At 42.7% G+C, this 17,238-nt stretch carries 10 protein-coding genes; 6 read left to right on the top strand and 4 right to left on the bottom strand.

Going from position 1 to position 17,238, the window contains the following annotated elements; translation table 11 throughout:
• Positions 1–2: 2 nt before the first annotated feature.
• The 4 genes from ACIGBM_RS01095 to cysM form a co-directional block, all read right to left on the bottom strand.
• Positions 3–2,540: a RelA/SpoT family protein gene (locus ACIGBM_RS01095; protein ID WP_397476485.1), complete on the bottom strand. Its 2,538-nt coding sequence runs from the start codon at positions 2,538–2,540 to the stop codon at positions 3–5.
• Between the two features lie 423 nt (positions 2,541–2,963).
• On the bottom strand, positions 2,964–4,535 hold the full coding sequence (gene rlmD, locus ACIGBM_RS01090; protein ID WP_394124427.1) for a 23S rRNA (uracil(1939)-C(5))-methyltransferase RlmD: 1,572 nt from the start codon (positions 4,533–4,535) through the stop codon (positions 2,964–2,966).
• A gap of 61 nt (positions 4,536–4,596) precedes the next feature.
• Entirely contained in the window at positions 4,597–5,421 is an 825-nt protein-coding gene (locus ACIGBM_RS01085) for a 3'-5' exonuclease (protein ID WP_179799039.1), read from the bottom strand.
• Between the two features lie 142 nt (positions 5,422–5,563).
• Positions 5,564–6,535 carry a cysteine synthase CysM gene (gene cysM, locus ACIGBM_RS01080; protein ID WP_397476484.1) on the bottom strand — a complete coding sequence of 324 codons (972 nt, stop codon included), beginning with the start codon at positions 6,533–6,535 and terminating at the stop codon, positions 5,564–5,566.
• Positions 6,536–7,125: 590 nt separating this feature from the next.
• Here cysM and ACIGBM_RS01075 point away from each other — a divergent pair.
• The 6 genes from ACIGBM_RS01075 (at position 7,126) to ACIGBM_RS01050 (ending at position 17,234) form a co-directional block, all read left to right on the top strand.
• Complete coding sequence (locus ACIGBM_RS01075) at positions 7,126–10,740, top strand: ATP-binding protein (RefSeq protein ID WP_397476483.1); 3,615 nt, start codon at positions 7,126–7,128, stop codon at positions 10,738–10,740.
• Between the two features lie 223 nt (positions 10,741–10,963).
• On the top strand, positions 10,964–11,776 hold the full coding sequence (locus ACIGBM_RS01070) for a crotonase/enoyl-CoA hydratase family protein (protein ID WP_341609758.1): 813 nt from the start codon (positions 10,964–10,966) through the stop codon (positions 11,774–11,776).
• A 357-nt stretch (positions 11,777–12,133) separates the two neighbouring features.
• Positions 12,134–13,393, top strand: coding sequence for a multidrug effflux MFS transporter (locus tag ACIGBM_RS01065; protein ID WP_397476482.1), 1,260 nt, complete (start codon positions 12,134–12,136; stop codon positions 13,391–13,393).
• 354 nt (positions 13,394–13,747) lie between these two features.
• On the top strand, positions 13,748–14,617 hold the full coding sequence (locus ACIGBM_RS01060) for an ABC transporter substrate-binding protein (protein WP_296209709.1): 870 nt from the start codon (positions 13,748–13,750) through the stop codon (positions 14,615–14,617).
• Between the two features lie 12 nt (positions 14,618–14,629).
• Positions 14,630–16,810: an ATP-binding protein gene (locus tag ACIGBM_RS01055; protein WP_397476481.1), complete on the top strand. Its 2,181-nt coding sequence runs from the start codon at positions 14,630–14,632 to the stop codon at positions 16,808–16,810.
• Between the two features lie 61 nt (positions 16,811–16,871).
• Positions 16,872–17,234, top strand: coding sequence for a response regulator (locus ACIGBM_RS01050; protein WP_057758425.1), 363 nt, complete (start codon positions 16,872–16,874; stop codon positions 17,232–17,234).
• The last annotated feature ends 4 nt before the right edge of the window (positions 17,235–17,238 follow it).

Genomic DNA, 17,238 nt, shown 5'->3' with positions numbered 1-17,238 from the left:
ATTTACACGACTGCACGGCGCGCGTGCAAAATACCATGTTGCTGCTCTAATTTTGCGAGCAACTTAGACAGATGTGCCAAGCCTGAAACTTCAATATGGAACTTTAAAAAAGCAATATTGTCGTCATTGCTTAACGTTTGAACTTGGCGAATATTGACGTTTTCTTTATCAATTATCTGTGTCAAATCACGTAGCAAACCGCGTCGGTCATATGCTTCGACATGAATATCAACGGGTTGATAACGCCCCGTCTGCACTTGCCAAGCGGCTTCTATCTTACGCTCAGGGTCACGCTCGACCAGACGTAAGTACTCTGGGCAACCTCGATTATGCACGCTGACGCCACGCGATAGAGTGATGTAACCAGCAATCGGTTCGCCATGCACAGGGTGGCAACAACCTGCCAAATTGATTTCGATATTATCCAAACCATCGATATGGATTTTATACACATCGAGCTTACCTGTATCTCGGTTATCTACATGCGGTACAAAGCTCTCTGGTGGGATCTCAGGCTCTAGATGCAGCTGACGAGAGATATGACTAGTCAATTGATTCAGGCCAATATCACCTGTCACCAGCCCTACAATAATATCGTCGGTCGTATTGACATGAAAATGCTGAATGTAGTCGTTTAGATCAATACTGTTAGGATGAACAGATAGGCGCTCAAGCTCTTTACTGAGCATTTGGCGACCTATTTCAATATTCTTATCACGGTCTTGCTTATTAAACCATTGGCGCAGTTTTGAACGGGCCCGATTGGTATGGATATAACCTAGCGATGCTACCAACCAATCACGATTGGGCTCACGCGACGCCTTAGTGATAATCTCAACTTGCTCACCTGTTTTTAACTGATACGTCAGTGGCACATAGCGTTGATTGACGCGGGCCGCCTGCGCGCGGTTGCCAACTTGAGTATGCACATAGTAGGCAAAATCGAGAACGGTCGCGCCTTTTGGTAGTTCGGTAATATCACCGTCACGGCTAAAGATATAAATACGTTCTAGCTCATCAAAATCAACGAGTTGCTCTTCTTCGTCAAACTCGATATCGTCTATCTCTTCGCCCGCTACCACAGCTGAGCGTGGTTGATTGCGTGTCTCATTATTGATAGATAATAATTGGCGTAATGAGCTGATTCTTTGGTTCAGATAGTTGTCTTTCTTGTTCTTTAGACCTTCTTTGTAATTAACGTGCGCACACATGCCAAGCTCGGCCTCAAAGTGCATCTCATGAGTACGAATTTGGACTTCAAGTGATTTGTTTTCCGCGATTACAGCCGTATGTAGCGAGCGATAGCCATTAGACTTAGGGTTAGTAATATAGTCATCAAACTGCTCAGGAATGTAACGCCATAAGCCATGTACTAGGCCTAAAACGTGATAACAATCAGAAGGGCTATTAACCAAGACGCGCAAGGCACGAATGTCATAAAGCTGATCAAAGGATAGACCTTTAAGCTTCATTTTTCGATAAATAGAGTAGATATGTTTGACGCGCCCAGATACTTCGCCTTCAATACTGGCATCTGCTAATGATTCATTTAATTTGTCTTGTACGCGCTGAATATAGGACTCACGTTCGCTACGTTTTTCTGACAGTAGCTTAGCAATTTCTTTATAGCGATCAGGCGCGAGATAACGGAAAGCTAAATCTTCGAGCTCCCATTTTAGCTGCGCGATACCTAGGCGATGGGCTAATGGCGCATAAATAGTCATGACCTCACGCGCGACACGAGTTTGACGTTCTTGATTAGAAAACGTCAACTCACGCATGGCAAAGGTACGCTCTGCCAATTTGATGAGTACCACACGCACGTCGTTGGTGACAGAGATGAGCATGCTATAAATATTTGATAGCTGATCTCGCTGGTTGTTGACGAAATGGTCTTCTAAGCGCTTGTTGCTCTCGATAATCTCCGACAGCTTACCCATTGCAAGGGTGTCTTTAACAAGGGTCAAAATATCTGGACCAAAGTTTTTTTCAACTTCAGCGAGACTAATGATTGATTTGCGCGCACTGCGATACAGCATGGCCGCGACCAATGCGTCTTCATCTTGGTAAAGATAGGTCAAGATATCAGTCATACCAATACCGGTCACATAAGCGCCTGAACGCTCAGATTCACTGGTATTCATATGACTGCGAATAAACTCACAAGCTGCACTTAGGTTGGGTACTGACTCTTGGCCAATACGCTTGGCCACATTATCTAGCCAAGTAGGTACGTCGATGTTGGCTTGGTCTAAGTCGACCGCCTCAAGCTCTTCGTTTGATAGCGCATTGGTATCATCCAAATACTCGTCTTCAGTGTGAGGGTCATGTAAATGATAAGTATGTGCGGCTGAGCGATCAAAAGTAGTATGTAGCTTGTGAGTCGCCAACTGGTATTTGATGTCGAGGGGAATTTGGGCATAGCTATTGGCTGACTGGTGAGAGCGTTGGCTCGCCACCAGTTGCGCCGCAAGTGTTGCACTATCGGCCTGCGTGGTCTGTCCATCCACCAGCGGTAATCCTTCACGAATTTTTACCATAGCCGACTCCTCTTAGCTATTTTGAATTGATTATAACCTCATCTACTATGCACACACTCTGAATTAACGATCCATAAAGTGTCAGCTATAAACCAATACAACTGCTAAAAATGTTATTTTTAGCAGCTATAAAATGCGCGTAAAATATATAAAGCTATGAGTGCAAATGCTTGCTATGTAGCGATTGGAAACATCATCAAAAACATAGGAAGATTGTTTACTATTATCTCATTTTAAAGTGACAAATCAAGCGAGCCTCTGTACGGCTGTGGTCAATTACGCTAAATAATGGCTATTTATTAGCACAAACTTATCAAAGCTTTGAGTTATCTTAGATAATTGTAATAACGCTTAATTGTCTCTTTAATCAGGTTCAACTATCAGTCGTTTCTAGTTATCAATCATTTTTGAAAATTAACAATGTTAAACCGCTACCTTCTCGAAACGAGCGATAGATTCAACATGACCCGTATGGCAGAACATATCCATCACGCCAGCATGAGTCAGACGATAGCCTTGTTCTAACAATGCTTTTGTATCACGAGCAAGGGTCGCTGGATTACAAGAGACATAAACAATACGCTCAGCATTAAATTTTGGTAAATACTGCATAATCTCCCAAGCACCAGAGCGCGGCGGATCAATCAATAGTGCATCAAAACCTTGGTTGGCCCATGGCTTATCAGTACAGTCTTGAGTCAAATCTTGACTGTAAAACTCAGTATTGTTAATACCGTTGCGACGAGCGTTGTCAGCAGCACGTTCGGTCATGGCTTCACTGCCTTCGACACCGACTACTGAGCCTGTCTCGCCAACGAGGCGCGCTAGTGGTAAGCTAAAGTTACCTAAGCCACTGAATAAATCTAATACGCGTTCGCCTGCTTTTAAATCCAACAAGTCACAAGCAAGCTTGGTCATCTGACGGTTAACCGATAAATTTACTTGAGTAAAGTCAGTAGGGATAAATTCAAAAGTCAGATCATACTCTGGCAATTGATAATATAAACGCCCAAATTGCTCGCTCAAATCATCAGCGTCTGTCAACGCAATACGTTGGATGCTATCAACACCTTTCGACTGCAAATATAGCTGCCAATTACGCGCCGCAAAAAATACTTTTAGTTTGTCTATATCGGCATCTGACAACGGTTCTAAATTACGTACGATGAGCGCGACTGGCTGATTACCATCAGGTAGTTCTGGCAGTTGCTCACCCATTGCAAGCTCAAGCTGAGCAATCTTGTCACGGCTCTCTAAAGTGCTAATAAGTGTTTTTAGGTTTTCAATCTCAAAACCAATACGGGGATCCAAGATATGACATTCATTTAGCTCTGCCAAGAAGTTACTTGAACGCTCGCGGAAGCCGACAAGTGCGGTTTCTTTTTTGACGACATAGCGTACGCCCAAACGTGCTTTGGTACGATAGCCAAGACGATCGCCGACCACAGGCGGGAGCCAGTTGTCAGGTTCCGCGTTGGCTTGATGCATCAGCATTTCAGCCAGTACTGACTGTTTAAAGTTTATTTGACCATCTGGCTGCCAGTGCTGTAAGTTGCAACCACCGCAAGTACCGAAATGCGGGCAGGGTGGTACAGCACGTTCAGGGTTTGGGTTGGCGGTAATACTAATGGCATCGCCTTCTTCAAAGCTAGCACGGCTGTTGGTTATTTTTACTAAGGCGCTTTCACCTGGTAGAGCAAAGCTAACAAAGATTTTTTTACCATGTTTGTCTTCAGCATGACCTTCCGCAACGTCAAAACCATTACCATACACAGCAACACCGCGACCATCATGTGATAAGCCATCAATATTAAATGGAATTGGCTCTGCATCTTTCAGACGACGACGTGTCTTTGATGATGGCTTCGATTTTTTCTTACTAGGCGGAATGACAATCGTTTGGGTGTCGTTGGTTTGAGCTTCATTCGTTTGAGCGTTACTGTTTTGCGCTGCCATATCAGATGCTGTAGATGTTTTTGAATCGGTGGGTTGCATAAACCTGCCTTAATAATAAATAACTAGAAGAGGGGAATAAAAACTACTAATAATGCGAATTCTATAATTCGGGTGCCGATGACCAGTCAGCGATAAACTCTTGATGTCGTGGACTACCATCCGCTTGGGTATACTTTGCCAGATAGTCATAGCTCTGCTGCTGCCAAGCATCAAAATCTTGTGAAGACAATTGTCCTGTTAGACGTAACCAGCGTAAATAAATAAGCCAAGTATTCATAACATCAGACTCACAGTATATAGATAGGGTCTGCCAATCACCGCTACCAACAAGCGCGCCGACCATGCTGCCATCTACATCAGTTTTACCGGGTAATCCGTACAGACTTGCGACGATATCCATGGCTTCTCGGCGGCTGGCACCGTACTGGCTAAACCGATCCATCAAGTCTAGATGACGCGTATGAAAGCGATTCACATAGTTATCAAAGCGCATGTTTTTAATTCGCTCGCCTTCTTCGAACAGCCATGGCGCTGACAAATCATATTGCATGGCACGATATATCAGTACAGGTATGTCAAAGCCCGAGCCATTCCAGCTAATAAGTTGCGGCAATGTCTCAATGTCGTTAAATGCTCTAAAGAATTTGGCTAGGATTTCTTTTTCACTAAATTTATCTGCAGTCAAAGAAAATAGCGATAACTTACCATCCTTGATATACAGAGCTGAGATACAGACAATACGCTGTAGTGGCAGACGCATAAAATCATGTCCTGCCTCTTGTGTACGTATGGCTGTCAGCGCGCTTAAGGCATCTGCATCATTAAGATCGGCCAATTGCGGATAGATACGGCGTGCTGCATCGACATCGGCGACAGTCTCGATATCAAAAACCAATATAGGGTCGGATGGTAGCGCTTGTGACATAGATAATCCTGACTATTTATGAGCTTATAGTTAATTCATTATAAAAGAATGACAGCGCTAATCTTGCTTGAAGTATTGCATCTGCACTTGGCCGCTTTGCACTTCTTTCAAATTAACGATACTAAATGGCATTTCTTATGCATTAATTAACTTCTGCGCTGCTGTTATCCGTATTACTATCGTCAACGTTATATAAACCCGTTGATAAATAACGATCGCCACGATCGCAGACAATAAAAGCAATAACAGCATTAGGATTTGCTTTTGCCACTTGGGTCGCTGCCCATGCAGCTGCGCCCGAAGATACTCCAGCAAAGATACCTTCAGTCTTCGCCAATTTACGCATATAGACTTCGGCAATACGCTGATCAATATCCATCACTTCATCAATCAAATCTGCATCAAAAATACCTGGCATATAAGCCGCTGGCCAACGGCGAATACCAGCAATCGAAGCTTCTTCATCAGGCTGTAGGCCGATGATTTTGACGTCTGGATTTTGCTCTTTTAAATAACGTGACACACCGGTAATCGTACCTGTCGTGCCCATCGAGCTAATAAAATGCGTAATTTTACCGTCGGTCTGTGCCCATAGCTCAGGGCCTGTAGTCAGGTAATGTGCTTGGCTATTATCAGGATTATTAAACTGATCCAATACAACCCCTTTGCCATCTGCTTGCATCTGCAATGCCAAATCGCGTGCAGCTTCCATACCTTCGTCTACTTCAATCAGCGTTGCGCCATAAGCGATCATGGCATCTTTACGCTCTTGGGTAGAGTTGGTTGGCATCAGTAACGTTATCGGGTAGCCACGCATCGCAGCGACCATGGCTAATGCAATACCAGTATTGCCACTAGTGGCTTCAATCAACATGTCGCCAGGCTTAATATCACCGCGTTGTTCTGCTTGATAAATCATATTAAAAGCAGGGCGATCCTTTACAGAACCCGCTGGATTATTGCCTTCAAGCTTAGCTAGTACTGTGGCACCATTGGCAATGTGCTCTTGCTCAGGCAGGCGTTGAAGTTTCACCAATGGCGTTTGACCAACGCAATCAGCGAGGGTAGTGATTTGAGTAATGAAGTTAGCATTTGACATGGCCGTAGTGGACATAAAGTATCCTTTTCTATTTTTAAATATGTTTTTAATGGCTTGTTTTTGATGGAAACGCTGTTTTTATTGTTTGATCATAATTTTAGACAGTCGCTGTGTATATAGGTTTACAGTGATAAGCGAGCTAAAAACGAAAGGCATTAGAGTGCGCTCTCATATGTTATGACTATGAGCGATATATTGTGGTAAATAAAAAGTGGCTTTATTATATCATTTTGTTTTCAGCTGCGCTTATCGCATCAAGGATTAATAGTCACTGTATCAGGTCAGTACTAATGCTACGTTGAAGGTTGCAAAAGTAGGACCATTGCTTAAAGCCATATTCTCTTTGACACAGAGTGGTTGGTACTCTAATTATAACGTTATTCATCATATGGAATGCCTAACCAGTACTTATAGAATCCTGTTAAGATAATCTTGAACTATTTATCAACTGTCTTATCAAAATTAGTGACCTTATTAACGATTAATAGCTTCATTAAGAATAGCGTCTTACTCAGATGCTCTGATATGACGCGCTGCAAGTATCACGAATACTGACGTTATCACAAAAATTCACGGCAAGAACCTTAGTAGAGAGTAGACCTAGCATGGCATATAAAAAACGTTTCGATACCAGTAGTGCTTATGGTCAGCTGATCATACTGGTGTTTTTGCCTATCTGTGTGTTGGCAGCAGTAGGCGGCATCTTAGTATTTCACGAAACCATGCGTGCAAGCGACTCTGAGCAAGAAGTATTGGCCGAAGCGGTACTTATTCGTTATACGCCAGTCATAGCTGAACTGATTCCTGAGCTGCTAGAACAAGAGCGCCAGCAAGTAGGGAGTAGTGCTGAGAGGACCCAACAAGCGGCGATGACGACGCTAGAGGGTATCCAAGATAAGCTTGGACGTATGCAGTCTGAGCAGCATGTACAGCGCATTGCTATTATTAATGAAGGCAATCAAATATTGGCAACAGTCGGTTATGGCCTCAATGAAGAGTGGCCATTAATCAGTGATTCCGCAAGCTTTTTGTCACAACGCCCAACGCCTGTAGGCACAGCGTATGGCAGTGTGTTAGGAGAGTTTGAAGGGCAGACATTGTGGTTGCTCGTCGATATGGATAATGAGCCGCTCTACATTGCACGCTATCGTATTGCGATGGCATTAGTGATTACAGGCTTGTTTACTATCTTGATTCTACTACTGAGCCTAAATATCTATTCAAAACGTTGGATTGCCCCAATTTATGAACTGCGTTTGCAGTTGCAACGTACCCATGTCGATAATTTATACCAACCTGTACCCGTTGAGTCAGATGGCGAACTGAATCTATTACAGCAAGATTTAGTCAGAACGTTGCGCCGCTTACATAGAAGCTTTCAAGAGCTCAAAGACCATGCAGAGCAAACGGAGGATGATTTACGTTTGGCGTTTGATGAGATGGAGATGCAAAACATCTCTATTCGAAATGCACGTGATGCAGCGATTTCAACCAGCCAAGCCAAGTCTGCATTTTTAGCCAATATCAGTCATGAACTGCGTACACCATTGAACAGTATCGATGGTTTTATTAATTTGCTGGCACGTCATGGCGAGCTTAATCCTGAGCAGGACTTGTATGTACAGACCATACGTAAGTCCTCAGCACATTTGCTTGCTTTGGTAAATGATGTCTTAGATTTTTCTAAAATTGAAGCAGGCAAGCTAGTACTGGATCGTCATGAATTTGATCTCTATGACACCATTTACGATGTGGTCGATATGCTATCTCCGGTCTCTGCGGAGAAGGGTTTACGCATGGCCGTATTGTTTTACAATGATGTGCCGATGCGTATCAATGGCGATGCCCTACGTCTTAAGCAAGTATTGACCAATATCGTTGGTAACGCCATTAAGTTTACGGATAGTGGTGATGTGGTGGTGCGTGTGAGCTTAGATGACCACCGTGATAATTATCTGATGATTAGCGTGCAAGATAGTGGAAAAGGTATTTCTCTGGCAGATCAAAAAATGCTGTTCCAAAGCTTTAGCCAAGGCGATCCATCAATCACGCGTCAGTATGGTGGTACAGGGTTGGGTCTAGTCATCTCCAAACAGTTAACACGCTTGATGGGCGGTGATATTGGGTTTCATGATAATGCTCAAGAAAATATTGCCAACCAAGGTGCGACGTTTTGGTTTCGCATGCCAGCCCATGTCGACGTGCTAGAGGCGGCCACAGGGCAGACGATTGAATTACCAGTATTAGCACCACTGGCAAGCGAGACTGACGAGTTTAACGTGTTGGTTTGGATCAATCATACCGCTTCGATACAAGTACTCAAGGCCAGCTTGCAATACTTACCAATTAAATTGACTCAAGCCAACTCGTTGCCGGGTGTACTGGAGTCGTTGAAAGAGCACGGTAATTATTGGGATTGGGTCATCGTTGATGATGACACGCAAGACGATATGATGGCGCTCCTCAAGCAAATTCGTCTGCATTATCAAGGCAAGCTTGCTGTATTTGGCTACCAAGTAGCTGCCGATCAAGCGCTACTCAACCGCTATCATGCCAACATACTGTATGAGCCATTAGACAAAAGACAATTGTATGCGATGCTCGATACCCAAAGCCGTAGTACGCCGCAAAGCTTGCAGGAACCACGCTGGAAAGGGGTCACGGTGCTGGCAGTTGATGACCATTTGCCCAATTTACTAGTGCTTGATGCTCTATTGAGCGAGCTAGGGATTCAGGTAGTTACTGCGAGCAGTGGGTTTGATGCTATCGAGATTATCAGTAAACAACAAACCAAAAACATCAAAACTGCCAAGAGCGATAAGCAAAGCCTATCGAATAAAACGCAACTTTCTAAAGCAGAAACACGTGATGAGATAAATAAGAAAACAAATAGCGCGTTCTATCATGAGGACACGAGCGCTGATGATAAAGCGGCTACGCAAGACAAAGATAATATTGATCTGATCTTTATGGATATTCAAATGCCGCGGATGTCGGGACATGAGGCAGCTAAGCAGATTCGAAATATCGAAAATGCGGATAGTCGTATCCCTATTATCGCTCTGACCGCGCATGGGTTGGCAGATGAACGTGACAAACTTATAGCCAGCGGTATCAATGACTATGTCGGCAAACCGATTAGCCAACCTCAGTTATTGCAAGTGCTACAGAAATGGCTTGGTCGCAAGAGTACTACACCACAATTGACCGCGCTGCCCGATACAGATTTGCAGAGCTTTGGCTTACAGCATTCTGATTTGCAGGGTGATAATTTACAAGGTGCTAACGTAAAGGGTACCGACCCAACAGGGGCTGAGCTAACTGCTATTGATTCGCTGCGCGGTTACTCAATTAACGATAATGATTTATCGAACGACTTACTCTCTAACAAGGTAAATAATAAAGAGTCTCAAGCCAGTTCAGATATGTCTTCAGATACATTAACCGCTACTTATCCAATAATAAGAGGAGATGGGGTAGATCGTGATAGTACCTCTGTCAGTAGCGAGCCGAAAATTACCCGTCCACTATCCCTGAAAAAAATCCGTGATGATTATTTGCGTGATAGCCAGCCTCGTGAAGGCTATAGACGGGATACTGCGCGTGATATTCAGCCACGCTATGAGAGCTTACGCCTACAAAAACAAGGTCAGTCGCCACTACTACAATCAACAACAAAGTCTATCGACAGCTCTCAAGATAAAAGCATTCAAGACAGTAGTTCTCAAGATAGGACAGCTAACGCTAACTCGGCTTTACACGAGCAAATCAACAATGACCTTAGCCAAAATAATATAAGCAAAAGCGATACCTCAAACATTTTAGATTGGCAAGATGCGCTCACTCGTTCAGCGAACAAACCTGAATTGGCGGCCAAGCTTATTATCATGATGATCGATACTATCAATGATGAAAAACAGGCCCTCATTCAGGCATGGGAAGCTCATGATCGTAACATGCTGGCACAAATTGCCCATCGTATATTGGGCGGTAGTCGATATACGGGTGTACCACAATTGCGTCAGGCTAGCCAAGATTTGGAAGATAAGTGTCTGCTGAATGTACAGCATACGACACCTGTGCAGTTTGCAATGATTGAGCCCTATTATGAGGCATTATTAACGGCGCTAGACAACTTGCAAAAAGTAGATTTATCGTCTTATCCGCAGCTTAATTATCATCGCTTGAGCGAAAATGATATGACGTGGAAAATGATATAAGTTGAAGATGAGGTAAGAAGGTCAGAATAATTCAGATGCATAGATCGATAAGTAACCTCGTTAGATTTGCTTATCGCTATTAGCTAGACACTCTATATCTGCTGTATATGAAACTGACTATAGTATCGTGGCAGTCAGTTATTACTACGGTACAACAAAGACAAGCCTGCTAATATTGTGAATATTAGAACCATATTTTTTTTATTCATTAATAAGGATTGTTATGAACGCGATTGCAAGTTACCAGTATGAGACCTTACAAGTTAGTATTACAGACAACATACTGACGGTTACCTTAAATCGTCCACATAAAAAAAATGCCATGAGTTTTCAGGTAATCAATGAGCTGATTAAGCTAGCAGGTCGTATTAGCAAGGACAGAACCATACGCGCGGTCATTCTAAATGGGGCAGAGGGAACGTTTTGTGCAGGGATCGACTTAGGGGACTTAAATCATCCAAAGAATACAGCATTTGCGCTTTGGGAGTTGATTAAGCCATGGCAAAGTGCGTTCCAACGAGTATGCTTGGTATGGCGTGATCTGCCAGTACCTGTCATAGCGGTGTTAGAGGGATACTGTATCGGCGCTGGGTTACAGTTGGCGTTGGCTTGTGACGTACGTGTCAGTCACCCTGACTGTCAACTATCTATTATGGAAGCTAAATGGGGGTTAGTGCCAGATATGGGACTGACCCAATCAGCATTTGGAGTTCTACGAGAAGATACTCTAAAAGAGCTCGCCATGAGCGCTCGTATCATCGATGCTAATGAAGGCAAAGAGTTAGGCTTGATTAGCCATTGTAGTGAAGCGCCTCTTGAACAAGCACAAAAGCTTGCTGCCGAGTTTGCAGAGCGCTCTCCTGATGCGGTGCTAGCAAGTAAACGTGTGATAAATGCGATGTACGATCAGCCTGCTAAGACTTTATATAAAGAAAAAGCATGGCAGCTTAAAATGATGCTTGGTCGTAATCGTAAGCTTGCCCTCAGAAAAGCAAAGCAGGCCAGCACCTTATTTGGCAAACGTCAATTCCGCTAAATTTTTTCCACTAGCAACTTTGCTAGTTCTGTTTTTTATTTGACTCGCTTTAATAGAAGAGGGCTATTATCTAAGAAAACCAGACATATTTTGATAAATTATTTTGACGAGTTTTAATTGTTAACGGTTGTTTAGCCAATATCTTATAGCCATTGAAATGCAAGCAGATAGCACGATATAGCATTGTCTGCTTGCACCAATCTGGGTAAAGATGCACTATTGTTGTTAAAGGTATCTATTTTGATTACTGGATAAGCCAGTAAAATGACGAAAGCCTACCTAACAACACGTGCAAGCAATTAAACGTCGAAAAATAAAATATCAAAAATAATAGCCACTATATAAAACGGTCTAAATATGTCTGCTTCAAAACCCTCCCTTCCAAACAAACCTATCGTTTCTGAGCGAGTGCGCTCTGCTGATTTGCCTGTTGCATGGATTATGATGCTTGGGCTGATGGTTGCGGTAGGGCCATTATCAATTGATATGTATCTGCCAGCACTGCCATCGATGGCCGATGATTTCGGTGTCTCAACGGCTTTTATGGCCAACTCTGTCCCTGCATACTTTTTAGGTTTGGTATTTGGGCAACTATTTTACGGACCCTTCAGTGATCGTGTTGGCCGTGTCAAACCCTTATATATAGGTATGACGTTATACGTTATCGCTTCTATCCTTTGTGCGACCACTGATAATGAGTACGTACTGTTTGCAGGCCGTACTCTACAAGCATTGGGCGCGTGCGTCGGTGCAGTAGTTACTCGTGCCGCAATTCGAGATCGCCTCACTGCCAAACAAACGGCAAAAGCTTTTTCCATCATGATTTTAGTGATGGGCTTAGCACCCATATTGGCACCATCGCTTGGCGCGCTATTCTTACAGTTTTTTGATTGGCACTCTATATTTTGGTTCTTAGCTGTATTTGGCGCTCTAAACTTGCTACTTACCAAGTTTTTCTTTTTTGAAACTTTGACCGAGGAAAATCGTAACGTACGCCCTGCAAGAGAAGTGCTCAGTCAATATTGGGATTTATTAAAAGATCCGACCTTTAATTACCCAGCAATTGGTGGTGGATTGTTAATGGGAGCGATGTTTGTCTATATCAGCTCGGCTTCTGAACTAATTATGGATACCTATGGCGTTTCAGCAACGCATTTTGGTTGGTTATTTGGAATGAATGCGGCGGGGTTTGTAGGTTTGACTCAGCTGAACCAATGGCTTACCAATCGCTTTCGAATACTAAGTATTTTGCGATTTGGGGCGATAATGCAGGTTATCTCTGCGGGTGTGCTATTCGTGACTGGTTTGCTTTTAGGGACGGATGCTTGGTTGCCACTGGTGCTGGCTTGTATTTTCTTTTGTATCGCAGGATTGGGTCTGACCCAACCTAATGCTTCTGCAATTGCGCTCGCTTTTCAGAAACGCCGTGCTGGTATGGCAAGTGCGTTGCAAGGCTCGCTAATGTTTTCAGTCGGTATCTTTGGTGGTTTGTTATTGAACCTGTTTCCAGTCAATCCAGTCCTCAAGGTTGGTATTGCCCTGTTCTCACTAATGAGTCTCGGTTCCTTCCTGATTTGGAAAATTGATCGTAATCTCAATTTGGATGATGCAGAGTAAAAGCATCTCTGTTTTAAGTTAGCTGTATTTTAAAAAGCACTTATACGTTCACAGCGTATGAGTGCTTTTTTGTACGCTTTATTTATTTTTTTCAGAGCAAAATTAAATTTTATAGGCACCTTATATAATGGAATTTATTGATTATAAACGAGTATATGTTGTTCAAAAGTATATGCATACTTTGCTATATATAACTAATCGTAGATAATGACCAACATAATTATTGCAATCATAAAATTAGACAAGTATTATCTAACGTAACTTTCTGTAAGCAAATATGTATAGACATTACTTAACATTGCTAGATTGTCATTCACTAAGATGTAAAACAACGTTAGGTTTCAAGGATAGATTATGATGCAGTTATATCGAGCGTTACCAATTCTATTGAGTGTTGGCCTATTTGGCTGTGGCAACTCTTCTACTCAAGAAAATGCAAGCGCAACAGTAACGGAAAACACAGATAGCTTTGTGAGCAAGCTGCCTGCTTCGGCGCCAACCATAAAGGTGGCCACAACAGGTACGATGCCACCGTTCTCGTTTCAAGATGATTATGGGAATATGCAAGGTATTGATATTGATTCAATCCGTGCTATCGGTGAAGAACAAGGCTTCAAAGTCGAGTTCTACAAGGAAACTTGGCAGAACATGTTTGACACAGTAGAGTCTGGTGGACGTGATCTAGCAATCTCAGGTATCTCTTACAAAGATGACCGCGCTGTAAAATATGGCCTTTCTACTCCTTATTTCTTTAATCCATCTGCAGTCATGTACAAAAATGCTGACCTAAAAATAAATCGCTTAGATGATTTGCAAGGCATGCATGTTGCGGCAATGGAAGGCTCAAAGCAAGATGATCAGCTCAGAGCGATGGGTAAATATAGCCAAATGACGACTCGAAGCACAGCTTATCTATTATTTGAAGATTTGATGCAGGACAAGGTCGATGTCATTCTGCATGACTTACCTATTTTACAGTTTACGGCAAAAAACCATCCAGAGTATGACGTCACTATCGTCTCTTATGAGGGTGAAGACAATCCATCAGCCCAGCAGGTTATTCTGATGGCGAAAGGCAATAATGACTTAATTCGTAAAGTGGATGAAGGTATTGCAAAGCTCAAACAAAAAGGAACGTTTAAAGAGATTGAGAATCGTTGGTTGGGCGCAGCAGAGACTGCTGAAGAAAGTGATTCTGATACTAATACTAAGCAAGTGAACTAAGGAATTCTGAAGATGGCAACCGTACCTAATGTCGACAATAAGCGCTATCAAGGTCTGATTATTTCAATTGCACTATTTTTATCTCTAATTGGTGCTTTGCTAGCGTTCACGTTTTATACCTCAAACTTATTAGAAAGAAACACCGCTTTAATTGACCAAACCAACCAAGTTGCAAACAGTGCACAGGCGGTAATTAAAGATCTTTTCGACTTGGACAGCAGTTATGGTGAGGATACTAAGTCTCCACACATACAACGAGCATTAAGTCGTTTAGAGCAAAACACGACGTTGATTACCAACTCTATTGCAGCGATTGAGCAAGGTGGCACGATCACAGATGAAGAAGGTAATAGCTACGATTTACCAAAAATTGATAGCAACGCACAAACCAACATTGCCGCTGCCAATGAGCAATGGAAAGCGCTAGAGCCAAAAATTCAAGCATACTTAAAAGATGCTGATAACGTTATGGTGCCTTCTGCTGATGAATTGACTCAAGCAGTTGAGCAGGCTAAAACATCAAGTTTGTTTATTAACGATTCTTTAGATAGTCTGACAAAAGATGTATTTAATAGTGCAGAACGTCAAGCAACTACCATTCGTCTTATTCAGGTACTTGGTGTTGCCGCTATCTTTACCTACTTCCTAATCTTCGTATTCTTCTTTGTACGTCGTCTACGTGAGACGGATGCTGAAGCACTTGCCGCTCGCCAAGAAACGCAAGAGATTATGGAAACAGTAAATACAGGTCTTTTCCTACTTGATAAAGACTTGAATATTGGTCAACAGCATTCTCGCGCTCTGAACAATATCATCGGCTCTGATAGTTTGGCAGGGGAAAACTTTACCAATGTCTTGCGTGGTCGTATCTCTGATAAAGACCTCAAGACCACACAGCAATTCATTGAGCAGCTCTATAACCCTCGAGTTAAAGAAAAACTGGTAGATTCACTTAACCCATTAAACAAAGTCATGCTGCATAATTTGTCTGAAGACAAGAGTCTTGATAATCGCTTCTTAGATTTTAAATTCTCACGTGTTTATGACAATAAAGACATTGCCCGTATCTTGGTCAACGTTAACGATGTATCAGATGCAGTCTACTTAGAACAGCGCCTAGAAAAAGAGCGTTCGCAAAACGATATGCAGATTGAGATGTTAACGACTATCTTGAATGTGAATCCAAAGATTATTAACGAGTTTATTGGTAATACCCAAGCACATATCGAGAAGATGAATAATATCTTAAAAAATCCTGGTAGCTCACAATATGAGCTTGAAGGCAAATTAAAAGCTATTTATCGTGAAATGCACAGCTTAAAAGGTGAAGCATCAGCACTAAAACTACACAGCTTTACGAAGATTGCTTCTGATGCTGAAGACAAGTTACATGCATTACAAAACCAAGGTCAGTTATCTGGTAATGACTTCTTACCATTGGCAGTACATTTGGATGACTTGCTCAGCTTATCGAATACAATTGCGACATTGGGTGAGCGTATCAACCGCTCAGCACCGACAGCAGCTAAGTCGTCAACCGTACAAGCACCAGTCGCTACTCAAAATCCAGTAGCAGACCATGCAGCTAGCAATGCTGACTTTGATGGTGGGCTAGATATCGACTTAGACAATGAAGCAGATGACGATTTATTGTCTTTCTACAATGAGTTTACAAAAGAAATTGCTGCAAGACAGGGCAAGCAAGTACAGCTAAAAAGTACGACGCTAACCCAAACCAGCATTCCGGCACATCTTGCAAAGCCAATCAAAGAAATCAGTATTCAGTTGCTGCGTAATGCGGTAGTCCATGGTATCGAATCGCCAAGTATGCGTCATGCTACTGGCAAACCTGACATTGGGACCATTGATCTGGAAGTGCAAGACAACGGTTCAAACTTTATGTTGGTTGTGCAAGACGACGGACAAGGCATCAACTACGACAGCATCCGTAATAAACTGATTCAAGAAGGTCGTTTCGGTACGGAAGAGGCAAATCAGCTTAGCAAAGGTGACTTGCTCAAACAGCTGTTCTCTTCTGGATTCTCTACCAAAGAGCATGCAGATGAAGACGGTGGTCGCGGTGTTGGACTTGATATCATTAAAGCAAAAGTAAAAGAGTATGATGGCAAGCTTAACGTAAATAGCGATCTGGGTCAGATGACACGGTTTGTCATTACTTTACCTAAAGCTTAATCAAAATAGTAATTATATTGTCAGGGACGACAAGCACTTCATTAAAGGTAGTAGATAAGTTATGCATAAGTTAATGATTGTTGATGATTCAAATATTATTAGAAACCGTATTCAGCGCGCATACGATTCAGGAAAGTTCATGTTGGTTGCGACAGCGACCAGCGGTGTTCAAGCCATCGAAAAGTTCAATGTTCATCGCCCTGATGTGATCACCATGGATCTAACCATGCCACAAATGGATGGGCTAGAATGTATTGAAAAAATCATCGCGATTGATCCTGAAGTACGCATTTTAGTGGTATCAGCGTTATCGGACAAAGCCACCGGCATCGAAGCACTGTCGCTAGGTGCTAGCGGATTTTTGTGCAAGCCTTTTTCGGAAGAGGAGCTTGTAGAGTCTTTGTATGAGCTGATGCAAGACTAATACC

Source organism: Psychrobacter sp. NPDC077938, from assembly GCF_044542635.1.
Taxonomy (GTDB): Bacteria; Pseudomonadota; Gammaproteobacteria; order Pseudomonadales; family Moraxellaceae; genus Psychrobacter.
The sequence above is the reverse complement of the archived record's forward strand: the minus strand, read 5'-3'. Positions and strand labels throughout refer to the sequence as shown.